Source organism: Collinsella sp. TM06-3 (assembly GCF_003436395.1).
Lineage (GTDB): Bacteria > Actinomycetota > Coriobacteriia > Coriobacteriales > Coriobacteriaceae > Collinsella.
Window position 1 is genome coordinate 43,191 of record NZ_QSPG01000005.1, and the last position, 22,730, is coordinate 65,920.

The 22,730-nt window shown below is 58.7% G+C and carries 19 protein-coding genes; 17 read left to right on the plus strand and 2 right to left on the minus strand.

Features of this window, described 5'->3' with window-relative positions; translation table 11 throughout:
* Positions 1-22 precede the first annotated feature (22 nt).
* The 12 genes from DXD56_RS03295 (at position 23) to ligA (ending at position 13,310) form a co-directional block, all read left to right on the plus strand.
* Positions 23-1,276 carry an ATP-binding protein gene (locus tag DXD56_RS03295; RefSeq protein ID WP_117583367.1) on the plus strand — a complete coding sequence of 418 codons (1,254 nt, stop codon included), beginning with the start codon at positions 23-25 and terminating at the stop codon, positions 1,274-1,276.
* A 541-nt stretch (positions 1,277-1,817) separates the two neighbouring features.
* The gene (locus DXD56_RS03300) at positions 1,818-2,510 is read left to right on the plus strand and encodes a GntR family transcriptional regulator (protein ID WP_117583366.1); all 693 of its coding nucleotides are present in this window, start codon (positions 1,818-1,820) and stop codon (positions 2,508-2,510) included.
* A gap of 124 nt (positions 2,511-2,634) precedes the next feature.
* The gene (locus DXD56_RS03305; protein WP_158549297.1) at positions 2,635-3,657 is read left to right on the plus strand and encodes a LacI family DNA-binding transcriptional regulator; all 1,023 of its coding nucleotides are present in this window, start codon (positions 2,635-2,637) and stop codon (positions 3,655-3,657) included.
* Positions 3,658-3,699: 42 nt separating this feature from the next.
* Positions 3,700-4,194 carry a type II toxin-antitoxin system RelB/DinJ family antitoxin gene (locus DXD56_RS03310; RefSeq protein WP_117583364.1) on the plus strand — a complete coding sequence of 165 codons (495 nt, stop codon included), beginning with the start codon at positions 3,700-3,702 and terminating at the stop codon, positions 4,192-4,194.
* Positions 4,181-4,552: a DUF86 domain-containing protein gene (locus DXD56_RS03315; RefSeq protein WP_117628961.1), complete on the plus strand. Its 372-nt coding sequence runs from the start codon at positions 4,181-4,183 to the stop codon at positions 4,550-4,552. The genes DXD56_RS03310 and DXD56_RS03315 overlap by 14 nt, the downstream gene beginning before the upstream one ends.
* Before the next feature lie 133 nt (positions 4,553-4,685).
* Positions 4,686-6,023: a glutamine synthetase family protein gene (locus tag DXD56_RS03320; RefSeq protein WP_117583362.1), complete on the plus strand. Its 1,338-nt coding sequence runs from the start codon at positions 4,686-4,688 to the stop codon at positions 6,021-6,023.
* Positions 6,024-6,073: 50 nt separating this feature from the next.
* Entirely contained in the window at positions 6,074-6,736 is a 663-nt protein-coding gene (locus tag DXD56_RS03325) for a response regulator transcription factor (RefSeq protein ID WP_117583361.1), read from the plus strand.
* 184 nt (positions 6,737-6,920) lie between these two features.
* A complete protein-coding gene (locus tag DXD56_RS03330; protein WP_117583360.1) occupies positions 6,921-8,048 on the plus strand; it encodes a hypothetical protein in 1,128 nt (375 codons plus the stop codon).
* Between the two features lie 8 nt (positions 8,049-8,056).
* Positions 8,057-8,413 (plus strand): hypothetical protein, encoded by a 357-nt coding sequence (locus DXD56_RS03335; RefSeq protein WP_117648531.1) that lies wholly within the window; start codon positions 8,057-8,059, stop codon positions 8,411-8,413.
* A gap of 3 nt (positions 8,414-8,416) precedes the next feature.
* A complete protein-coding gene (locus DXD56_RS03340) occupies positions 8,417-9,001 on the plus strand; it encodes a hypothetical protein (RefSeq protein ID WP_117640056.1) in 585 nt (194 codons plus the stop codon).
* Between the two features lie 172 nt (positions 9,002-9,173).
* The gene (locus tag DXD56_RS03345) at positions 9,174-10,634 is read left to right on the plus strand and encodes a S1C family serine protease (RefSeq protein ID WP_117640058.1); all 1,461 of its coding nucleotides are present in this window, start codon (positions 9,174-9,176) and stop codon (positions 10,632-10,634) included.
* Between the two features lie 447 nt (positions 10,635-11,081).
* The gene (gene ligA, locus DXD56_RS03350; RefSeq protein WP_117640060.1) at positions 11,082-13,310 is read left to right on the plus strand and encodes an NAD-dependent DNA ligase LigA; all 2,229 of its coding nucleotides are present in this window, start codon (positions 11,082-11,084) and stop codon (positions 13,308-13,310) included.
* 57 nt (positions 13,311-13,367) lie between these two features.
* Here the strand turns inward: ligA and DXD56_RS03355 are convergent, their stop codons facing one another.
* Together DXD56_RS03355 and DXD56_RS03360 are read right to left on the minus strand one after the other, a co-directional pair.
* The gene (locus DXD56_RS03355; protein ID WP_070097163.1) at positions 13,368-14,207 is read right to left on the minus strand and encodes a MerR family transcriptional regulator; all 840 of its coding nucleotides are present in this window, start codon (positions 14,205-14,207) and stop codon (positions 13,368-13,370) included.
* 64 nt (positions 14,208-14,271) lie between these two features.
* Positions 14,272-15,618 (minus strand): MATE family efflux transporter, encoded by a 1,347-nt coding sequence (locus tag DXD56_RS03360; RefSeq protein ID WP_117640062.1) that lies wholly within the window; start codon positions 15,616-15,618, stop codon positions 14,272-14,274.
* A 359-nt stretch (positions 15,619-15,977) separates the two neighbouring features.
* Here DXD56_RS03360 and DXD56_RS03365 point away from each other — a divergent pair, with 359 nt between their 5' ends.
* The 5 genes from DXD56_RS03365 (at position 15,978) to DXD56_RS03385 (ending at position 22,269) form a co-directional block, all read left to right on the plus strand.
* Positions 15,978-17,015, plus strand: a complete 1,038-nt coding sequence (locus DXD56_RS03365; RefSeq protein WP_117640064.1) for a hypothetical protein — start codon at positions 15,978-15,980, stop codon at positions 17,013-17,015.
* A gap of 285 nt (positions 17,016-17,300) precedes the next feature.
* Complete coding sequence (moaA, locus tag DXD56_RS03370; RefSeq protein ID WP_233524917.1) at positions 17,301-18,356, plus strand: GTP 3',8-cyclase MoaA; 1,056 nt, start codon at positions 17,301-17,303, stop codon at positions 18,354-18,356.
* Between the two features lie 4 nt (positions 18,357-18,360).
* Positions 18,361-19,650 (plus strand): molybdopterin-guanine dinucleotide biosynthesis protein B, encoded by a 1,290-nt coding sequence (gene mobB, locus DXD56_RS10265; RefSeq protein WP_117640065.1) that lies wholly within the window; start codon positions 18,361-18,363, stop codon positions 19,648-19,650.
* 299 nt (positions 19,651-19,949) lie between these two features.
* Positions 19,950-21,236: an MFS transporter gene (locus DXD56_RS03380; RefSeq protein ID WP_158549299.1), complete on the plus strand. Its 1,287-nt coding sequence runs from the start codon at positions 19,950-19,952 to the stop codon at positions 21,234-21,236.
* A 211-nt stretch (positions 21,237-21,447) separates the two neighbouring features.
* Entirely contained in the window at positions 21,448-22,269 is an 822-nt protein-coding gene (locus DXD56_RS03385; RefSeq protein WP_117640069.1) for a Cof-type HAD-IIB family hydrolase, read from the plus strand.
* The last annotated feature ends 461 nt before the right edge of the window (positions 22,270-22,730 follow it).

The window sequence follows — 22,730 nt, forward strand, 5'->3', positions numbered from 1 at the left end:
ACGAAACGAGGGGGTTGTGCATATGGTTGTTAGAGAGAGCCCTACAGTCGAATACAAGGAAAGCGTTACGCCGACGTTTCTTAAAACGGTGAGCGCCTATGCAAACTATGGGACGGGCAAGATTGAGTTTGGCGTTGATGACGAGGGCGTGGTTGTCGGCCTTGCAGATCCGGTCGCAGAGTGTCTCCGCATCGAGAACATGATTAATGACAGCTTGGACCCCGCTCCCCGTTACACGCTCGAGCCCGATGAGAAACACGGGACCGTAATCCTTACGGTTTATGAGGGACAGGACAAACCCTATCGAAGCAAGGGAAAGGCCTACAGGCGAAACGATTCGGCAACGGTGGAGGTCGACCGGTTTGAGTATGGCAGGCTGACGCTCGAAGGCAGCAACGTAACGTTCGACGCGCTCACGTCGGCTCGCCAGGACTTGAGCTTTCATACGCTCGAGCATAAGTGTGTTGAACACCTCGGCATTTCCGAGCTAACGTCGGATATCTTGCGTACGCTCCGCTTGCTCGGCAAGGATGGCTATACCAATGCCGCGGCGATTTTAGCGGATAAGAATGATTTTCCAGGCATCGACTGCGTCCGTTTTGGCGATACCGAGGATGTGATCTTGGATCGCGAGGCGGCGACAAATGTATCCGCAATTGAGCAGGCGGACAGGGCGGTGGCTATGTTTGCACGCTACTACCGTTATGAGCGTATCGAAGGGATGGAGCGCGTCCAAACCGATCGAATTCCTCTTGAGGCATTCCGCGAAGCTGTTGCAAACGCTTTAGTGCATCGGACGTGGGACGTTCGAGCGAACGTTCAAATTGCCCTGTACGATGATCGCGTCGTTGTGACCTCCCCCGGATCGCTGCCCGCCGGTTTGACGACGGAACAATACCTGTATGGGCAGATATCCGTGCTCAGAAACCCCATCGTTGCAGAGGCCTTCTTAAAGCTGGATTACATCGAGAAATTTGGTACGGGAATTGCGCGCATTAGACGTGCCTATCGCGATTCGATCAATCAACCAATTTTTGATGTTCGCGGCGGCATGGTGGCCGTCACATTGCCCGTTACCGATGCCTTTGAAGGGTCCGAGGAAGAGGTCCAGGTTCTCAAGGCCTTGTCGGGCGGGCGAATTATGTCGCGAAGCGAGATTGAAAAACAGACGGGGCTGAGCCGCATGCGGACGTTGGCGGCACTCGAATCTCTGCTTGAACGGAATGCAATCGTAAGGCAGGGAACCGGGCGGGCCACGAAATACGAGCGCTCATAGTCCAAAAGAGCCATGGTACAAGACGGACCCCAAGCCAGCGTTGGCTTGGGGTCCGTTATATCCCGGATGGTAATGGGCCGATTATTGTCAAGTTATAGCAAAGTACAGCGACGTACAGCAAAGTATAGTGAGATATAGCAAGCCGTATAGCGCGCCTTGATTTTCAACCCTTGATTATCAACCGTCCGTATTTCACAGCAACTTATAACAGGCTCGGGGTGCCAATTTGGGGTGCAGTAGTGCTGCGCCACGAAAAGGGCCTATCTACTACGTTTAAGCCGCAGGGGTCAACCATAGTCGGTTTTTTCGAAAATCGACAAGCTGTCTACCTGCGGTTTTGTTTTCACGGTTTTCGGTATGGCCGAGGCTATCCGTGTTAACGTAATAGATGGGCCACTTTTGTGGCAAGGGGGGCCGATCTGCGGGCCAGGGTAGCTAAAAGAGCCCCGTCCCAAAAAGACTGATTGGGAGCTGGGGCGTGTCGATGCGATAGTATTACGTGGTGAAATTCGACAAACCGTGAGCTTCATCCGAGGGCTTTATGGAACAACACCAGCATAATCAGAGCCTGCAAGATCAGGCATACAACGCATTGCGCTCCAAGATCATCTATGCCGAGCTCAAGCCCGGCACGCGCCTTTCGGCGATTGGTCTGGAAAAGGAGACGGGAATCGGGCGCACGCCCATTCGCGAGTCTTTTGTGCGCTTGCGTGAGCAGGAGCTGGTGGAAACGCGTCCCAAAAGCGGCACCTATGTCTCAAAAATCAGCATGGAGCGCGCCGAGAACGCCTGTTTCTTGCGCGAGAAACTCGAGAGAAGCGTGCTCATTAAATGCTGCTCTGCCGTCACGCCCGAGCAAAAGCAGCGGCTCGAGCGGATTCTTGCCGAGTCCGAGTCGCTCGACCATAGCGAAACGCGTCGCTTTTTCGATCTGGACAACCTGTTCCATGAGACGTGTTTTGAGATTGCCGGCCGCCACATGTTGTGGGATTGGATGAAGAGCGTCAACACACATTTTGAGCGATACAACTGGTTGCGTATGGTGTCGCAGGATCTGGATTGGGAGCCGATTCGTCGGCAGCATCGCCGAATTCTCGAGGCCATTAAGAAGGGCGATACCGACGCGGCGAGCTACCTGGCAGAGACGCACCTGCATCTGATGCCCGAGGAACAGGGCCCGGTTATCGCCTTGCATCCCGACTACTTTGAGCTGTCGAAAGACTCGTCAATCTAGCCCATCGCCGCATCTGCTCGAGACACAAAAACGATGCTGCTCACCTACAGCGTTTTGCAACCGAGATTTTTAAAAAATGCCTAAAATGGCTCAGATTGCTGACAATTGGGAAACGGGGTGCGCTATGGCGCAGATGAGGATTAAGGACATTGCCGCCGAGGCGGGCGTGAGCCCGGCCACGGTCTCGCGCTATCTCAATAACCGCCCCGGGCAGATGACCGAGGAGACCCGCGCCCGCATCGCGGCGGTTATCGAGCGCACCGGCTATCGCCCACGTGCCGCCGCACGCAATCTGCGCAGCTCGCGCGCCAACCTCATCGGCGTAATCTTGGCCGACATCGCCAACCCGTTCTCCAGCGCCATGCTCGAAGGGCTTTCCGCCAGCGCCGCCGCGCGCGGCTGCTCGCTCATGACGGCCATTAGCGGCAACGACCCCGCCAAGGAAGCGGAGTCGCTCACCAGACTTATCGATGCCGGCGTGGACGGCCTGGTCGTCAACACCTGCGGAGGCAATGACGAGGCGATCGCCGCGGCAGCGGGACGCCTACCCGTTGTGCTGCTCGACCGCGATGTTGCCGATGGCGGCATCGATCTGGTGACATCTAACAACCGTGAGCTGGTCGCCGGCCTGGTAGACGCCTTGGCTGCTGCGGGCAGCGAGCGTCTGTGCCTGCTTACCGAGGCAAGCGATGACAGCCCCGTGCGTCGTGAGCGCGCTGAGGCGTTTGCCGACGAGCTCTCGCGCCGCGGCCTGGCCGGCGAGGTCGTCACCTTGGCGGACGGTGGTGCCGAGGGTGTCAGTCGCCTGGACGAGACCATCCGCGGCTATGCGGGTAAAAAGCTCGGCCTCATTGCCGTCAACGGCCTGGTCTTCCTGCGCCTGACCGAGGCACTGGCGCAGCTGGGTCCCTCGCTGCCGGCGGGCCTTAAGATCGCAACGTTTGACGATTACCCCTGGAACCACGTGCTCTTTGGCGGTGTGACCACGGCCGCGCAAGACACCCACACCATCGCCGAGCGCGTAATCGAGCGTCTGTCCGAGCGCATCGACGTCGTTACCACTACGGTGGGCGACGCCGCAAAGCTCGCCCCCAAGCGCATCGAGATCCCCGGTCACATCGAACACCGCGCTTCGACCTCGCGCTAGTCTGTGTGATATTATATAGACAATGTCATACAGGAGGTATCCATGGCTGCGTCTGTGCTGAGTGTTCGAGTGGACTCGTCAATTAAAGATTCATTTGCCGAGCTGTGCGAAGAACTCGGCATGACTTCGTCCGTTGCGGTCAATATGTTCATGAGGCAGATGTTGCGCGAGCGCTCGCTGCCGTTTGTGCCTTCACTCGGTAAAAGCTCTGCGAGCGAAAGCGCCGCAGCGGGCATTTTGGATACCGCTCAGATTGAGTCCGCCGTCCGCGAGGCAGCCAGCCCGATTCCCGCCATCAAAACCGTGATCCTATTTGGATCGTATGCCCGTGGCGAGGCGCGTGCAGATAGTGATATCGACTTGCGCCTCGAAGTCGATCGCGAGCAGGGCTTTGGTCTTTTTGCGTTGTCGGCGTTTGGCGAGGCAGTGCGCAAGGAAACCGGAAGGCAGGTGGACCTTGTCTCGAGCGATTATCTTGATGACGATCTTGCCGCGGTAATCGAGCGCGAAGGAGTGATCCTTTATGATCGCGCGTAAGTCAGACGGCCTCCGCGCCCAAGAGGTCTTGGAGGCCATCGCTGAAACGAACGAGCGCATCAAGGCTTTTGATATCACCGAGGACCAGTTTCTGCATGCGAATGACGTGCGGACGAGGGCGTTGGCGGACTCCCTTTTGATGTGCGCGCTTAGGGTGACGGAAGAAGCGGGCAAGTTGTCGGAACGCTCGCAGCGGCTTCATCCCGAAATTGAGTGGCGTGGAATTATCGGCATGAGAAATTACCTCGCGCATGATTACGGCAATGTCGACCGATCGGTTGTTTGGGATGCGGTGACGATGGAGTTTCCGGCGCTGGAACGAGCGTGTAGGCAAATTGTTTCCGAATCCGAGCGATAATCACTTGTCATACCAGCCTGTTCACACACGTTTTTTGAGCGCTTGATACGCTTTAACCCTGCGGAAACATTTTTCTGCGATAGTATCTGCGATATAGACCAGTCGAAACCCGCCCGAAAGAAAGGGGAGCGACATGAACCAGCAGAACATCGATTACGTACTCCGCTCCGTAGAGCAGCGTGATATCCGCTTTGTGCGTCTGTGGTTTGTCGACATTCTCGGCCGCCTCAAAAACTTTGCTATTAGCCCCGAGGACCTCGAGGTCGCATTTGAGGAGGGCATTGGCTTTGACGGCTCGGCCATCGAGGGCTTTGCCACGCCCGAGGAAGCCGATATGCTGGCGTTCCCCGATGCCTCGACCTTCCAGATTCTGCCGTGGCGCCCGAGCCACAACGGCGTCGCCCGCGTGTTCTGCGACGTGTGCACTCCCGATCGCAAGCCGTTTGCCGGCGACCCGCGCGATGCCCTGCGCCGCATGTTCCGCAAGGCCGAGAAGGCTGGCTATCTGCTCAACGTGGGCGCTGAGCTGGAGTATTACTACTTCCCCGACGAGCACACGCCCGAGCCGCTCGACAACGTGGGCTACTTCGATCTTTCGGTGAGCGATGCCGCTCGCGACCTGCGTCGTAACACGGTCCTCACGCTCGAGAAGATGTCCGTGCCCGTGGAGTACACCTTCCACGCCGCCGGTCGCTCACAGCACGGCATGAGCCTGCGCCACGCCGAGGCCCTGAGCATGTCCGACGCCATTACCACGGCCAAGCTCATCATTAAGCAGCAGGCTTACGAGAGCGGCTGCCACGCCTCCTTTATGCCCAAGCCGCTGGCGGGCGAGGACGGCAGCGCCATGTTTTTGCATCAGTCGCTGTTCGACCATGACGGCAACAACGTCTTTTGGGGCGAGGGCGACGAGAAGTACCATCTCTCCGACGTCGCCAAGCACTATATGGCCGGTATCTTGGCGCACGCGCGCGAGATTAGCGCCATCACCAACCCCACGGTCAATTCGTACAAGCGCATCACCACGGGCGGCGACTCCGTGCCGCAGTACGCCACGTGGGGCCTGCGCAACCGCGCAAGCATGATCCGCATCCCGGTCTACAAGCCCGGCAAGCAGCTTTCCACACGCATTGAGCTTCGCAGCCCCGATCCCATGGCTAACCCGTATCTGGTCAACGCCGTCACGCTGGCGGCTGGTCTCGACGGCATCGAGCGCAAGCTGGAGCTCCCGCCCGAGGCAACGGCCGAGACGCTCAAGCTCACCGGCCGTCAGATGCTCGAGGCCGGTTACGCGCCGCTGCCGCGCTCGCTCAAAGAGGCGCTCGACGTGTTTGAGGACTCGCAGTTTATGAAGGATGCCCTCGGCGAGCACATCCATAGCTTCTTCCTCAAAAAGAAGCGCGACGAGTGGCATAAGTTTGAGTCCACGATCACCGAATGGGAGATCAAGCACTACCTGGCGAACTCCTAATCGCGCTGGCTTGTCCCAGTACGATTGAGCTCATTTCTTTGGAGGCCGATATGTCCGAAAAGAGTGCCCTGTTCATGGCGCGCACGACGCGCTTCCACGAGTTTGCCCGCAGCTTGACGACCACCCTGGGTGTCGAGGTGAGTCTGGCCACCCCCGATTCGCCAACTGCGGCGCACGACTTTGACCTGCTGATCCTCGATTCCGATGGCATCCGCAGCGACCGCATCGATCAGATTGCCAAGTGGCTCGACGATCGCGGCGGTGTTCCCATGCTGGTGATCGTCGACGACGAGGCGCTCGGCACCCTGCGCCTGCCGAATCATGCGCATGCCGACTTTGTATGTCCCACGGCGACGCCCAACGAGCTCAAGGCTCGTGCACAGCGTCTGATGGGCGAGGAGGAGCCCGTCGCCTCCGATGATGTGCTCAACATCGATAACCTTGAGATCAACCTGGCCACCTACCAGGTGACACTCGATAGCGAGCCCATTGACCTGACGCTGATGGAGTACTCGCTGCTGAGTTTTTTGGCGACGCATCCCAACCGCGCCTACAGCCGCGAGGTACTGCTGCACCGCGTGTGGGGCTTTGAGTACTGCGGCGGTACGCGCACCGTCGACGTGCATATCCGACGCATCCGCTCCAAGGTGGGCCCGCAGATCGCGGCGCACATCACCACCGTCCGCGGCGTGGGCTATCTGTTTAAGGACTAGCAAGTAAATAGAGGGCAATGTGAGGGTACCGGAGATTTCTCCAGTACCCTTTTCTCGTTTAGGGCGAAAAGAAGACCTTTCACCGATTAAAAGTGTGTCAGTAAAAACAATATCAAACGTATAACACTATCTAGAGAATATCATTTAGTTACCGTATCTCCCTACTACACGGATGGAGGAAGAAATGCGTTATTCGAGAAAGGTGATTGTCGGATTCATAGTGTTGCTTGCCGCCCTGATGTCTCCAAGGTTGGTTTTTGGAGACGACGACTTGGTCCGTGTCACACCGCAAATAGCTGTGGAGCAAGCGCAGGCTTTCTTTGATGATGTATCGGATGAGCCGGTGACCGCTTGTGACCCAGTAAAAATGGTGAATTCCGATGGGGAATCAATCGGGTATATCGTTCGTGCGAAGCGGGATGACGTTAACTATGGCTACGTCGTATTTGATTCAGAGCGATCTTGGTGGATCAGCGAATACTGCTTGGCTCCGAACGCTCTTTTACCTATCGAGAGTGCAAGCGAAGAAATTGCACTCCTCGCATCCTCGGATAACGTCGTTGCGTTAAAGATTGACGAGCTAACTGTTGGCGTTGCCGACTTAGATAAAAACATTGTTTTAGACGCAAGTGGAAAAAAAGTACCAAATAAATTGTCCTCGGGAGGCAATCGCAGCGGATCGCCGGAACATTTCGATGACGTTTTTGTATCTGCCAAGGATTTGTATAAACAGGGATATGTTGTTGATGCGAGCAAAACGGTTTCGGGAATAATAACGCCAACGCAAACAGAAGTTATCAAAGAAACGGGGACTTATGCTTGCGCTGTTTCGGCAATGTTTGCAGTTAGCAGTCACTATGTGACTTTGAACCGCCTTAAATTGTCCGATTTATACTCGGAGCTTTGGAGGCTGTCGGGGACATGGGAAGAAGAAGAAAAGAAATATGATCAAGCGACTGGTCTGTACTTTACTCAAGGCAAGACTTCTCCTGATAAACCCGCTCCGGCCTTAAAGGAGTTTTGTGCAAGACGAGGCAAGGAGCTTGAGACGTCATTCGTTTGGTATCCGTCATGGGATTCCTTTAGGGTGAATACCGACTCGGGGAATCTGAGTATTTTCTCTGGAAGGCTCCGGTCAAATGGCAGCGGGCACGCAATGGCAGTTGTGGGCTACGTGGCAATGCATAACACATACTCGAATGCCAAGAAGTACCTGCTTGTTGTTTGGAATGGATGGACAAACCAGCTACAGTTTCTTCCATATGACGTATCAATTTACACGTCTCACGATGGCACATATTGCAAGGGTTGATTGTACTCGTGAACGGCGACAAGTTCATTCGAAGGGCAATGCTCCTATTGGTGCTTTCCTTTGCTTTGCTCACCGCAGCGAGCTTCTTTCTGTTAAGGGCGACTAATGGGGGAGAAAACGACACGGTTGTTGCAGTCGAGGTGCGCGCTCTATCGGATGTTCATAACGGGCAATTTGAGGCGCTTATGCCAAGTGGTTGCCGTAAGAGAATCGATATGCGCCGTAAGTCAAGTTCCGGATATGTCTCAGGGTTGAAAGCAGGTGATAAATGGATTCTAGTTTTTGTGGAAGATAAGGAACTTGACGGGACTGTTCTGTATCCCCATTCAGCTGAGAAAGTCAAATCAAGTAGACAAGGGGAATGAAGAATGATTGATAGAAAGCAGTTCTTAGGTCTGATGGCGGGGGCTCCTATTTTGATGCGAGCCGGGATGGCAGAAGCCGTGGAGTTGCCGGACGCTCAGAAGCGATTGACGCTCGTGGTCGACACGGTGGTCAGAGATGAAAATGGCAATGAAAAAACGCGAACAAGAAGCAGAGAGACTATTTTCACGCCAGAGAGCAAAACTGTGTCTGCCGACGCTATGGCCGGTGATGTCATAACAATCCAGAGGGAATCAGACGAAACGTTGCCGCTGCTTGCCAAGATTGAGCTCACAGTCGCTTATTATAACGATAAAACAGAAATTGAGATTCGTTCCGGAAAGTACTCGATAGTCCAAATCGATCCGCTTGTGATGTATGCAAACGCTTGGTACGCGCTCATGCAGAAGGATAAATACGTGATGAATAACTTCACGGAAAGCGAAGCATCATATGAAACGGGGTGGGAGCCAACGCCATACGACGCGGAGAAAGATAAGTGGACGTGCGGATCAGGCATGGGCGCGACGATTACGGACTTCATTAACGATTCAACATATAGCTTTGCTATCGACTGTTATATCGAATAGACATGACGGCATAAAACGAATTGGCCTATAAGCATGTCATTACTTAAGCAAAGCTGAAATCTTGGCATCTAGTGCTCGGGACTGCCCAGCTTGGGGTACAACTCAACGTGAACAATGATGGCCCGCCACATGTTTGGCGGGCCTTTGGTTATTTGACGAAAGGATCGCAGCTATGAGCGAGAACGATTCCCAGCGTCCCCAGGATGCGGGCAACGCCGGCGAGACCCAACAGCAGCCGCGTGTGCAGGTAGAGTCGACGCCTGCCGACAGCAACATTCCCTACGTGCAGGCCTACGACACGCAGACCGGAAAGCCGCTGGGCAGCCAGCAGGTTGTAAACAAGCACACAGTGGTCAAGACTAAGACCAAAAAGCTGCCGATCTTTATTACGGCACTCGCCGGCTGTGCCTGCGGCGCCCTGCTGGTCATTGCGCTCATTATGAGTGGCACGCTCAACATTGGCGGCGGAAAGAATGCCGTGACGGCGGGTGCTTCGGGTTCATCGACGCAAAAGATTACGATTGATTCCGAGGACACCACGCTGGCCGAGGCCGTTTCTGCCAAGGCGTTGCCCTCCGTGGTTTCCATTACCGCCACTTCGAGCGGCAGCCAGAATGGCTCGCTTTCGCAGTCTGCCGACGAGTCGGACAGCTCGGGCAGCGTCGGCTCGGGCGTGGTGCTCGATACCGAGGGCCACATCCTCACTAACAACCACGTGGTCGATGGCTATGACCAGTACGTGGTGACCATGGATGACGGCACCACCTACGAGGCCGAGTTCGTGGGCAACGACGCTTCGAGCGACCTGGCCGTCATCAAGCTCAAGGACGCAGACGCCTCCAAGCTCACGCCGATTGAGATCGGTGATTCCTCCAAGCTCAACGTGGGCGAGTGGGTCATGGCGATTGGCTCGCCGTTCGGCAACGAGCAGTCTGTCTCCACGGGTATCGTCTCGGCGCTCTATCGCTCCACGGCCATGAGCTCTGCCAACGGTAACACCATCTATGCCAACATGATCCAGACCGATGCCGCCATCAACCCGGGCAACTCCGGCGGCGCGCTCGTTAACGATAACGGCGAGCTTGTGGGTATCAACTCGCTCATCGAGAGCTACTCGGGCTCCAGCTCGGGCGTGGGCTTTGCCATTCCGGTCAACTATGCCAAGAACATTGCCGACCAGATTATCGACGGCAAGACGCCGGTGCATCCGTACATGGGCGCTACGCTTTCGAGCGTCAACGCGCTCAACGCCCGCACCAACAAGCTGAGCACCGATAGCGGCGCGTATGTGGCGAGCGTCGTTGAGGATGGTCCTGCTGCCAAGGCCGGCATTCAGGAGGGCGATGTCATCACCAAGCTGGGCGACGACGAGATCACGAGCGCCGATGGCCTGATCATCGCACTGCGCAGCCACGAGGTGGGCGAGAAGGTCGAAATCACGCTCATGCGCGGCAAGGAAGAGAAGAAGGTCACTGTCGAGCTGGGCTCCGACGAGGAGCTGCAGAACCAGCAGCAGGACGACAGCGCGACCGATACCGGCAACGGCGGTATTACCGACGAGCAGCTGCGCCAGTACCTGGAGGAGCTGCTCGGCCAGCAAGGCCAGGGGCAAGGCCACGGCCAGGGCTACTAACGAGCCGTTTCGCACATACCGAAGCCAGAGGGGCTGTCCCGCCAACACGGGGCAGCCCCTCTTTTCGTACTGATCCCTTGGGGACGGAGGAAAACGGATCACTTGGGGCTGACAAGGGGCCTGGTTCGGAATGGTCTGGACAGTTAGTTCAGATACGTATAAATCTGGGGCAGCTTGGGATGCGTTTTGAGCAATTATTGATTGGGATGGGGCTTGAATGGGTGTTTGGGAGGGAGAACGGGACGTTTACATGGTCTCGAGGAGCCCAAATTAGTTGAAACAGGGGTGTTCGTGCCTGATTCAGCTCTAGCATTTATACGTATCTGAACTAACTGTCCACCCCAATCCGACGGCTGCCGATTCGGTGCGGTTTGAGACCGCTATTCGGCCTCATTGCGACCGGTGGTACTCTAGTATCCGTTTGAAATCGAGCGAAGGAGTGCCGCTATGGAGCAATCGAGCCTGTTTGGTGACGGTGTGGATATCGATACCGAAACGCCCGCGAGCACGGATACCGCCGCACCGACCGACGCCCGTGCCCAGGCGGCAGCGCGTGCGGCCGAGCTGCGCCACGAGCTCGATTACCACGCCTATCGCTACTACATGCTCGATGCGCCCGAAATCACGGACGCCGCCTTTGACAAAATGCTCGTTGAGCTGCAGGAAATCGAGGCGACCTATCCCGACCTGGTGACGCCCGACAGCTATACCCAGCGTGTGGGCGGATACGTGAGCGAGCAGTTTACGCCGGTCACGCACATGGCACGCATGTATTCCATGGACGATGCCATGGATCTGGACGAACTCGACGCGTGGCTCCAGCGCACCGAGGATGCGCTCGGTGCCGGTAGCGTCACCTATACCTGCGAGCTTAAGATCGACGGTCTGGGCGTTGCGCTTACCTATCAAAACGGCACCTTTGTGCGCGCCGCCACACGTGGCGATGGCACCACGGGCGAGGACGTGTCGCTCAACGTGCGCACTATCAAGGACGTGCCCATGCACCTGTCCGAGCCGGCGCTCGTCCACATGGGCGCCGACCGCGAGCGCACCATCGAGGTGCGCGGCGAGGTCTACATGCCTAAGGGCAGCTTTGTGCGCCTGAACGACGAGGCCGATGCCGAGGGCCGCGACCCCTTCGCCAACCCGCGCAACGCCGCCGCCGGCAGCCTGCGTCAGAAGGATCCCAAGGTCACGGCGCGCCGCGACCTTGCCACCTTTATCTATGCCATTGCTGATACCGACCCGCTGCACGTCCACAGTCAGCGCGAGTTCCTCGATTGGCTGCGTAGCGCCGGCTTTAGCGTCAACCCCAACGTTGCCCGTTGCGCCACGCCGGCCGAGGTCCACGAGTTCTGTGCCCAGGCGCTCGAGCACCGCGGCGATTTGGACTACGACATCGACGGCGTGGTCGTAAAGGTGGACAGCTTCCAACAGCAGCTCGACCTGGGCTTTACCGCCCGCGCGCCGCGCTGGGCCATTGCCTTTAAGTTCCCGCCCGAGGAAAAGCAGACCGTCCTGCGCGAAATTCGCATCCAGGTGGGCCGCACCGGTGTGCTCACGCCGGTCGCCGAGTTCGACCCGGTGACGGTCGCCGGCTCCACAATCGCGCGCGCAACGCTGCACAACATCGACGAGATCCGTCGCAAAAACGTGCGCGAGGGCGACACTATCATCGTGCACAAGGCGGGCGACGTGATTCCCGAGGTCGTAGGTCCGGTGCTCGATAAACGCCCGGCCGATTCGGTCGACTGGCACATGCCCGAGGTCTGCCCCGCGTGCGGTAGCCCCGTGGTCCACGAGGATGGCGAGGTTGCCTACCGCTGCGTGTCCATCGACTGTCCCGCGCAGCTCAAGGAGCGCCTGCTCCACTGGGTGAGCCGCGGCTGCATGGACGTCGACGGCCTGGGCGACGAGATCGTCGACAAGATGATCGCCGCCGGCCTGATCCACGATGTCGCAGACTTCTACCAGCTCACGGTCGATGACATCGCAGGCCTGGATACGGGGCGCGTGTACGCGAGCACCAATAGCAAAAAGGGCGTTAAGAAGGGCGATCCCATTCCGGTAGGCCTCAAGACGGCCGAGAAAATCATCGTCGAGCTCAACAAGTCCAAAAGCCAGCCGCTCGGTCGCGTGCTGTTTGCCCTGGGCATCCGCCATGTGGGCAAGAGCGTGGGCGAGGTCATCGCCGAGCGATTCCTGTCGATTGACAAGCTTATCTTGGCGAGCGAAGAGGATATTGCCGAGTGCGAGGGCATCGGTCCCAAGATTGCGGCGAGCGTCAAACAGTTCCTGGCCGTGCCCGAAAACCTCGCCGTGCTGGAGCGCTTGCGCCAGGCTGGTCTGTCGCTCGAGGTCGACTTGGGCGCCGCGCACGCGCAAGCCGCGGCCGACGCTGGCGTGGCGGGCGAGCTCGCCGACGCACAGCCGCTTGCGGGTCTGACCTTCGTGCTCACCGGCACGCTCGTCAACCGCACTCGCGACGAGGCGGGCGCGGCGCTCAAGGTGCTCGGCGCCAAGGTTTCGGGTAGCGTGTCAAAGAAGACGAGCTATCTGGTCGCCGGCCCCAAGGCGGGTTCCAAGCTCACCAAGGCCGAGCAGTTGGGTGTGCCCGTACTGGACGAGGATGCGCTCGAGCGGATCTTGGCTACTGGCGAGGTGCCCCGGGCTTAGCGCATCGATAACCAAAGTGAAGATCCGCCCGGAAGCACGATGCCTTCCGGGCGGTTCTTACTTTGCTGGGGCAACCGGCACCGTGATCTGCGTTACGTAGGTTGCCGGGTCGTCGCTGATGATGTCGTCGATAAGGGCGATCTCGCGCGAAGGCCCGGTGGGCGCCAGGTTGTGCTCGCGCATATAGCCGAGCAGCTGCTTATAGCGCGGGGCTGCTTGCCCGTGCGTGCCGCGGAAGCTTATGGTCAGGCAGCGCGCGGCAGGTCGCGTCTCAACGTCGCCCAAGTAATCATCGGTGTCATCGAGCAGCAGGAAGACCTCGTCGTAGCCATCAAAGTCGCCGGCGGCGAGGCGTTCGGGCGCGATGCCCACACCCAGATTGCCCAGATAGGCAAAGGTTTCGTGCTGCCCCTGCTGAAGCTGGCGGATATGCCATCCCAGCGAATAGGCGTCGGTGGGATTGACGCGCTCGTGCAGCGTGGCGCAGCGAAGTTCGGGTTCCTCGATTTCGCTAATGGTGTCGAGATCAGCATTCAAAGCGCCATGAAGCAAGGCAAGCCGCTGGTCAATCTTGCGCGACATGCGCTCCAACTCACGCCGCCTGTGCTCAATTAACTCCTGTTGCTTGGTCAGTTGCCGTTGTATCAAATCCATATCGCGCGTAGTGACAAACTCGCGAATCTGCGCCAGCGGCAAGTCGAGAACGCGCAGGTTGCCGATGGTGTTGAGGGTGGAGAGCTGCCGCGATCCGTAGTAGCGGTACCCACTTGCCGGATCGACATATGCCGGCTCCAACAGCCCCATCTGCTCGTAATGACGCAGTGTGCCCACGCTTAAATTGAGCAGGCGCGCCACCTCGCCAATGCGGAGCAGGCCCTCGGTGTGTTCACTTGGCATGTCGGTCACAGGACCACTCCTTTCGGTAAAAACAGGGGAGAGGCGCTAGGCCCGCGTCGCCCCGCTACGCCACCAGCTTGTCAAAAGCCCCGCGCCGGTTGAGCACGGTAAATGCAATCACGCAGATGCCCGCCGACAGAATCGACCCGCACGGTGAGGCGATGCCCATGGGGAACAGCGTGTCGGAATAGGCGTTCGACAGCAGCCATGCGCCGGGCACGCGAATGAGCACCACGGCCAGCACGTTGTGCGCAAAGCCAATGTAGCTCTTGCCATACGCAGCGAAAAAGCTGCTAAAGCAAATGTGGATGCCGGCAAAGATCGCGTCGAAAATATAGCTGCGCATATAGCCGGTACCGGCGGCGACTACTGCAGCGTCCTTGGCAAAAAAGCCGATAAACGCCGGCGCCACCAGCCACATCAGCACCGTGATCAGGCAGCCGTACACCACCGAGATGGTCATGGCGTCCTTGAGTACCTGACGCGCGCGATCGCCCTTGCCCGCGCCGGCGTTTTGCGCCGTGAGTGCGCTGACGGTGGCGCCCATGGAGCTCGGCACAATGAACAAAAAGCTGATCATCTTCTCGACTAGGCCCACGGCGGCGGCGTCGACGAGCCCTCGGTGGTTGGCGATGACGGTGATAAACATAAACGCCACCTGGATGCAGCCGTCCTGCACGGCCACAGGCACGCCGATCTTAAGAATGCTGCCGAGCACCTCGGGCTGGGGGCGCAGGTCGCTGCGCTTGAGGTGAATGTGCGTGCGATGGCTCCTGAGCCACGCGAGCGCGAGGGCAACGCTGGCTGTCTGTGCGGTTACCGTGCCGAGCGCCGCGCCCACGGGGCCGAGCCCCATATGGCCGATAAACAGAAAATCGAGTGCGATGTTGATGATGCATGCCACACCGATCACGTACATGGGCGAGCGCGAATCGCCCAGGCCGCGAAAGATGGCCGAGAGGATGTTGTACGCGGCGATAAAGGGAATGCCGACAAAGCAGATGCGCAGGTAGGCAGCGGTGCCTTCGACCGCCTCGGCTGGCGTGCCAATGAGTGCCACGATCTGCGGACACAGCGCGAGCAGGACAGCGGCCAGCACCACCGAGACGCCCATAAAGAGCGTGATGGTGTTGCCGATGGCGGCCTCGGCGCGGTCAAAGCGGCGTGAACCCACGGCGTGGCCGACGATGACCGTCGTTCCCATGGCCAGGCCCACGAGCGTCACGGTAATGATATAGAGCGTCTGCGCGCCGTTGCCCACGGCGGTGATGCCGGCGGCGCCGCTAAACTGTCCCATCATGTACAGGTCGGCCATGCCGTAGAGCATCTGCAAAAAGTACGAGAGCATATAGGGTAGGGCAAAGACCGCAATGGTCTTGAGGACATTGCCGCGTGTGAGGTCGTGTTCCATGGGCGGGGCACTTTCTGGCTTGGGTCGTTTAACTACCAGTGTAGTGAAAACCCTACAACGATTGTAGAGTCAAGGTTTGTGTCGGCAGTGGGGCGAAAAAAGTCACGCTCCGAGCGCGGTCATTTCCAATTGAATACGGGCACGCGCCCTGCAAAGTACGATGCTTTGACCCTCCATGCCCCTTACCTCGCCTCAAACCGTCCCAACATTCGACGTTTTTTGCCAATATCGGGAAAAGCATCGAATGTTGGGACGGTTTTTCTGTCGCTCGACGGGACGGAACCGCTTTCTTGCACGCAAAGGTGTGCGAAGCCGCGTGCAGGGGAATAAGGTTGGTTATCCGACTCATTGGAGGGTTCATGGACCTGCCGATCGTCCTGTCCCATAAGACCGCCTGGCTGTACCACAACGTGGCGCGTCCGTGCGAGCCGCTCTCGCGAGCAAGTAGCCTATACGATGAGGATTCGTTTGCCAGCGAGGCGGAGCCAGCCGAAGCACTGCCCAAACTGGGGCTAGATACCAAGGGGCTGAGAATTTCTGCAGCGGTTGAGATTGTCACCGATTATCTGGTCTCACTTGGTGTTCCACGTGAGGAGCTCGACCGCATTGACACGTTGGTTGGCTTTGATTTTGAGCGCTCTCGGCCGGCGGGCCTTCGACGCCACGTGTTTGGAGCGCCTATACCTTCGGATCATCTTATCGAGGTGGCAGAAGGTCTCTTGGTGGTTGACGAGGCCATGTGCTTTGTTCAGGCGGGCTCGTGGATGAGCGAGCTCGAGCAGCTGGAGTATGGCTATGAAATCTGCGCCCGATACCATTTGAATCATCTGTCGACAGGCAAATATATCGAGATGGGGCAGAGGCATACCGTTGCCGACTTGATAACTTATTGCAGTGAGAACCGATGTCGACAGGGGACCGCACGCGCGGCCACCGTGCTCAAGCGCGTGCACGATGGCGCGCGGTCGCCCATGGAGACGGCTACCGCAATCCTGGTCGTCGCGAAGCGTTCCCAGGGAGGGCTGGGATACACCAAAATCGAGCTCAACCATCGGGTCGATGTCCCCAGCGAGTTCAAATACCTTGCTAAGGCCGGGTATTTCGAGATCGACGTATATGCGCCTGCGAGCGGTACGGGGATTGAATACAACGGCTCGGACCATCTTGATAAACAGCGCAGCGCGTCGGATGCGGAGCGTATGACCGTGCTGAGCGCGCTGGGCTTTAGGATGATCGTCCTCACCGGGACTCAGTTTGCCCGTCAGCTGCAATTGCACCGGGCGATGAACGCTATCGCACTCGCTATGGGCATCAAGTGCGACCGAAGCGAGGCATTCCAGAAACGGCAGAATGACCTGCGGGAGTTCGTGATTCGCAACTGGAGTGGGGACCTCTAGGGACACTTTGGCCCTTCTGCTGGGTGCTGTGAGCGGACAAACCGTCCCAACGTTCGACGTTTTTTGCCAAAATTGGAAAAAGCATCGAATGTTGGGACGGTTTGGGTGCCGAGGATGGGCTCGTGCCGAGGATGGGCTCGTGCCGAGGATGGGCTCGTGCCGAGGATGGGGCCCGGAACGTCGACCTTGCTCGCGGGGCCCTTGTGTCGTACGCATGTCGACCCAATTCCCGCGTGAGGTACTATATTCCCTAAAGAATAAAGACCTGCACGAGGGGAGGACTGCGTGGACGGGCGCGTGCAACATGACGGTTTTGGCCGCGACATCAACTACCTGCGCATTGCCGTTACCGACAAGTGCAATTTCCGCTGTATTTACTGCATGCCGGCCGACGGCGTGGCGCCCCGCGCGCACGACGAGCTGCTCAGCGCCGAGGAAATCGCCCGCTTTGTGCGCCTGGTGGCAGGGGAAGGCATTCGCCGCGTGCGCCTGACGGGTGGCGAACCGCTGGTAAGCCGCCGTATCATCCCGCTCATTCGCGACATCCGCGCGATTCCGCAGATCGAGGACATCTCGCTCACCACCAACGGCGCCTTGCTGCCCAAGCTGGCGCCACAGCTCAAAGACGCCGGGCTTAACCGCGTCAACATTTCGCTCGACACACTCGACCCTACGCTCTTTGGAAAGATCACGCGCCTGGGTCGGCTCGAGCAGACCATGACTGGCATCGACGCGGCGCTGGCTTGGGGCTTTGAGCCCGTTAAGGTCAACTGCGTCGTTGTGCGCCGGCTCAACCAGGATGTGGCGGCCCTCGCACGTCTGACCGTCGACCGCCCCATCCACCTGCGCTTTATCGAATACATGCCCATCGGCGACGAGCGCACGAGCTCGCATTGCGCCGTGGACCCTCACGCTCCCACGCTCAATCCCGAGCTGTGGGACGCGAGTGACACCGTGCCGAGCGACGAGCTGCGGGCGCGCATCAACGCTGGGGCCGCCGCGGTGGGTCTGGGCGAGCTCGAGCCGCTCGACATCAACGACGTTCCTGCCGGTGCGGGCCCTGCGCGCTATTGGCGTATTCCGGGTGCGGCGGGAACGGTCGGCTTTATTAGCGCCATGTCCAACCATTTTTGCGCGAGTTGCAACCGCCTGCGCCTGACGGCCGATGGCAACGTGCGTCCGTGCCTGTTCAGCGATGCCGAGTATTCGGTGCGCGACGCCCTGCGCCGTGGTGATGATATGCAGGTACTTTCGATTTGGCGCGATGCCGTGGCCCACAAACCGCAGGAACACGCGATAATTGAGGGCACGCAACGATTTATGTCCCAAATCGGAGGATGATCATATGGCCAAGAGCAGGTACGCCGATGCCACCAAGGCCGCTCGCAGGGCCGCGATGTCTGCCCACAAAGTCACGGCTGTGGCCAGCGATGCCGTTGCAGGCACGCAGCCGACTGCCGGTGCTGCCATCGAGCCCGCTCGCGACGCCCGTCGCGACGAGCTGACGCACGTGGACGCCAAGGGCGAGGTACGCATGGTCGACGTGTCCGACAAGGCCGAGACCCATCGCATTGCCATCGCCGAGGGCACCATCCTCATGCATCCCGAGACGCAGGCCATGGTGCTGCAGGACCGCGCCAAAAAGGGCGACGTGCTTGCCTGCGCGCGCGTGGCGGGCATCATGGCCATCAAACGCACGAGCGATATCATCCCCATGTGCCATCCGCTGCTCATTACCAAGAGTAAGTGCGACATTGCGCCCATCGTTCCGGCGGGGACGCCGGCCGAGGACGTGCCCGAGGGCTGGGCGCCGGCGCGCACGGACGGGCAGGTTGGCTTTCACGTACTGGTCACGGCCGGCGTGACGGGCAAGACGGGTATTGAGATGGAGGCGTTGACCGGCGCGAGTGCCGCGTGTCTGACCATCTATGACATGTGCAAGGCGGTCGATCGCGGCATGGAGATCGTCGACGTGCGCCTGCTGCACAAGGAGGGCGGACGCTCGGGCGTGTGGAATCGTACAGAGCGTCAGGCCGCTGCTGTTGAGGCCGTGGTCGCTGACGGTGCCGCGCTCGCGAGCGCACCCGTCGCCGTCGCACCCGCAGCTCCGGCCGTCCCCGCGATCGCGTTTATCGGCTACCAAAATTCGGGCAAGACCACGCTCGTCGAGAAGGTTATCGCCGAGCTCACCCGCCGCGGCCTGCGCGTGGGTTCGCTCAAACATCATGGACATCACGGCTTTGATATCGATGTGCCCGCTAAGGACACCTGGCGCCATCACCAGGCCGGCTCCAAGCATGTGGGGCTCATCTGTGCCACGCGCTGGGCGGAGTATGCCGATACGCGCGAGGAGGACGAGATGCCCGCGCGCGAGCTGCTGTCGCGTTACAGCGATGTCGACGTGGTGATCATCGAGGGCTACAAGACCGAGGGCTTCGACAACATCGTGGTCGCGCGCTCCGGTGTCGACCGTCTGCGCGGCAAGAGCTCGCTCGACCTGGTCGACGGTCACACGCTGGCCCTTGCCTGCAACGAGGCCCTGGCGCGCCAGGCCTTCGACGCCGGCTTTGCGACCCGAGCCATCAACATCAACGATGCCCGAGCCATCTGCGACCTCATCCAAGATCATCTTTAAGGCTTGACGCTGCGCCGGCTCGCTTCGCTGCCATAACCTGCCAAAAAGGGACAGGTTTATTTTGGCAGGTTTTATCTGGGCAAACGTCATTTCCACCACAAAGGGGCCAGGCACCTTTGTGGTGGTTTTTGCTTTGGTAGATGTGTGGGACATACCTTACAATCTACCAAGTAGTTCATGGCGGGCGAAAAACGGAGAGAAGGGGCTTGATGCGTCCTTAATGTTTCGTGCGGATAGATTGATTTGACAGACGGTGGCGAATGCCTGCCGTCCGCATTCGTATGAAACAAGGAGTCTCCATGCTCGCCTCTCTTTTCTCAAAGTCTCAGTCATCGCTGTCCGTGCAGGCCAGGCGCCTGGTGGCGATGCGCTTTCTCATCTACACCGGTTTTCAGACCAGCTACTTTATCGGCGTCATCGGAACGCTCACCTATGCGGATGACGCCTCGGTCGTCGCGACATCGCTGGCTGTCCTGTTCATGAACGTCTTTGTGATCCTGGGATCCTTTGCGGGCGGCGCGGCACTCGACGCCTGGGGTCCGCGCCGTCATTTCTTGCTGAGCATCGTCGGCACGCTTGTAACCGGCACGGCAATCATCGCCTTTGGTGGTGCGACCGGCATTGTCCTGCTCGGCGCGGTGCTCCTAGGCTTTACGATGGGATTTGCCCAACCCATCGCCACATCTTATCCGGCCTACCTCACCGACGACCCCGCCGAACTCAAAGACATCAATTCCGCCATCGCCATGTTCTCAAACGTGAGCATTATCGTCGGACCCACGCTGGGCGGCTTTGTCGCGGCGGCTGCGTCGTCGCGCGCGGTGTTCGTGCTCATGATGCTCTTTACCGTCCTGGCGCTCATCGTCGGCTGGGGTTTTAGGCCACGGACGGGTCAGACTGCCTCGCATAAAGGCAAGTCCGCGATCGGTAGCAACGCGTCGGACAAGGTCGGGCAAAACTCCGATTCCAGTACATCCTCCCGTGCCAGTTTCGCGACCAGCATCAAGACGGTCTTTACCAATAGCGTCCTCGCCCTGCTGTTTTGCATCATCTTCCTCTCGAACTTTGGCTACGGTGCCTTCGATCCGCTCGAGTCGTTTTTCTATCGCGATGTTCTGCACGTTGGCGTTGAGTGGATGGGCTGGCTCTCGTCTGCCTGCGGTGTCGGCGCGGTGCTGGGTGCCGTGCTCGCGCTCCGCTTGCCGCCGCACCTGGTCAACCTTAAAACGCTGCTCGTGGCGCTTATGTCCGTGGGCCTGGGAAGTCTGCTCTATGTGGGGACACCGTACGTGGGCGTGGCCCTTGTCGGCCAGATCGCCCTGGGTATAGCTTGGGGTGTCGTCAACCCGCTCCACAACACCATTGTGCAGACGACGGCTCCGCTCGAGCAGCTTGGTCGCGTCAATTCGGTCATGGGCTTTGGCAATATGTTCGCTGGTGTGGCCCCTCTGGCGATTGCCCCGTGGCTGGCGGCAACATTTGGCGTACAACGGACACTCGTGGGGGCAGGCATGGTCGTGACGGCGGTTCCCGCGGCACTGCTGCTGTTTGGACGCAATCACTTGGAACGTGCCGTAAAGCAGTAAGAAACCATCACAACATTCGGTAAAAATCGCGATTTTGCCGAAAAACGTCGAATGTTGTGATGGTTTGGCCCGTAGACGCCGCGATCACCACAAAGGGGCCAGGCGCCTTTGTGGTGGTTTTTGCTTTGACAGGCCGCGCCTGCGCCTTGGTATACCATGTACACCATTTCTGACCTCATCCAGCACCGCCGCACAACCCAGAAAGGCCCCCGTGGACACCACCTTCAGCCATATCAAAGCCGTGTTCTGCGATATCGACGGCACGCTGCTCACGAGCCAGCACACGGTGTCCCCGCGCACCGTGGCGGCGATCCGCGCCCTGCGCGAGCGCGGCGTGCTCTTTGGCCTGTGCACCGGGCGCGACGCCCACGCGACCGAGGCCATGTACGAGCTCTGGGGCATCGAAGGCCTGGTGGACGTGCTCGTGGGCTGCGGTGGCGCCGAGGTCATCGACCGCGCGCACGACATCAACGAGCTGAGCTATCCGCTGCCGGGCGAGACCATCGCACGCATCTGCAAGCACATGGCGGGCCTGCCGGCAACGCCCGTCTGCCTCGGAGACGGCGTGTTCTACGTGCCCGAGAGCAACGCGTGCGTCGAGCACCTGTCGCGCGTCGACGGCGTGCCCTACCAGGTGGTCGATTTTGCCGAGTTTTTGCGCGAGCCGCAGCCCAAGGTGATGTTTACCATGGCGCCCGAGGTAATGCCGCGGGTGATTGAGCGAGCATTGACGCTTGCCGATGATACTGTTAAGGCGGCGGCCCTGCAGACCACGCAGCGGCTCTACGAGTTCATGGATCCGCGCGTGTCCAAGACGCGCGGCCTTGGGCGCGTGGCGGAGCTCAACGACATGGAGCTCCAGAACATCTGCGTGTTTGGCGATGCGGACAACGACACCTGCATGGTGGCCGACGCCGGCGTGGGCGTGGCTATGGCAAACGGCAGCGACGCCACCCGTACCGCCGCGGACTTTGTAACCGCGAGCAACGACGAGGACGGCATCGCGGTCTTTATCCAGGAGCATCTGCTGTAGCGCCTGGGGGCAGCCACAAAGAGGGCAGAGCGCCTTTGTGGTGGTTTTCCAAGCGTCCCAACAGTCGATTGTTGGGACGCTTTTTTGTAGCGAGGAGATTTGCAGCCGGTAACATGCGATGTCATTCAAGTGTCGATGTATGAACATGTCGGCACACGCTGGTTGTGCAGTAATTGACCAATTAGCTCATAACTAATATTTGCAGGTAGATATACTGCCATTCACGGCGCAATTTTGACCGTTCACAGATTGAGCGGGTTAAAACAAAGTGTTGTACAAACAATGATAAAGTGTCATTTATCTAGATTTGCTAACGAGTTTACCAGCGTCTTTCCGAAATTTAACCCTCGAAAAACAATGCATAGTTTGAATAATTGTCAAGAAGTTAAGGCAACGTAAAGCAAAACTGACATTGTTAGGCTTGCGTTGTTTAAACAAAGAGTAATAATATGCATATCGAG

Coding starts and splice junctions, on each gene's coding strand:
- DXD56_RS03325 (WP_117583361.1), top strand. CDS start 6,074: ATGTCCGAAAAGAGTGCCCTGTTCATGGCGCGCACGACGCGCTTCCAC.
- DXD56_RS03360 (WP_117640062.1), bottom strand. CDS start 15,618: ATGGAACACGACCTCACACGCGGCAATGTCCTCAAGACCATTGCGGTC.
- DXD56_RS03380 (WP_158549299.1), top strand. CDS start 19,950: ATGCTCGCCTCTCTTTTCTCAAAGTCTCAGTCATCGCTGTCCGTGCAG.
- DXD56_RS03345 (WP_117640058.1), top strand. CDS start 9,174: ATGAGCGAGAACGATTCCCAGCGTCCCCAGGATGCGGGCAACGCCGGC.
- DXD56_RS03355 (WP_070097163.1), bottom strand. CDS start 14,207: ATGCCAAGTGAACACACCGAGGGCCTGCTCCGCATTGGCGAGGTGGCG.
- DXD56_RS03315 (WP_117628961.1), top strand. CDS start 4,181: ATGATCGCGCGTAAGTCAGACGGCCTCCGCGCCCAAGAGGTCTTGGAG.
- ligA (WP_117640060.1), top strand. CDS start 11,082: ATGGAGCAATCGAGCCTGTTTGGTGACGGTGTGGATATCGATACCGAA.
- DXD56_RS03295 (WP_117583367.1), top strand. CDS start 23: ATGGTTGTTAGAGAGAGCCCTACAGTCGAATACAAGGAAAGCGTTACG.
- DXD56_RS03320 (WP_117583362.1), top strand. CDS start 4,686: ATGAACCAGCAGAACATCGATTACGTACTCCGCTCCGTAGAGCAGCGT.
- mobB (WP_117640065.1), top strand. CDS start 18,361: ATGGCCAAGAGCAGGTACGCCGATGCCACCAAGGCCGCTCGCAGGGCC.
- DXD56_RS03340 (WP_117640056.1), top strand. CDS start 8,417: ATGATTGATAGAAAGCAGTTCTTAGGTCTGATGGCGGGGGCTCCTATT.
- DXD56_RS03305 (WP_158549297.1), top strand. CDS start 2,635: ATGGCGCAGATGAGGATTAAGGACATTGCCGCCGAGGCGGGCGTGAGC.
- DXD56_RS03330 (WP_117583360.1), top strand. CDS start 6,921: ATGCGTTATTCGAGAAAGGTGATTGTCGGATTCATAGTGTTGCTTGCC.
- DXD56_RS03310 (WP_117583364.1), top strand. CDS start 3,700: ATGGCTGCGTCTGTGCTGAGTGTTCGAGTGGACTCGTCAATTAAAGAT.
- DXD56_RS03300 (WP_117583366.1), top strand. CDS start 1,818: ATGGAACAACACCAGCATAATCAGAGCCTGCAAGATCAGGCATACAAC.
- DXD56_RS03365 (WP_117640064.1), top strand. CDS start 15,978: ATGGACCTGCCGATCGTCCTGTCCCATAAGACCGCCTGGCTGTACCAC.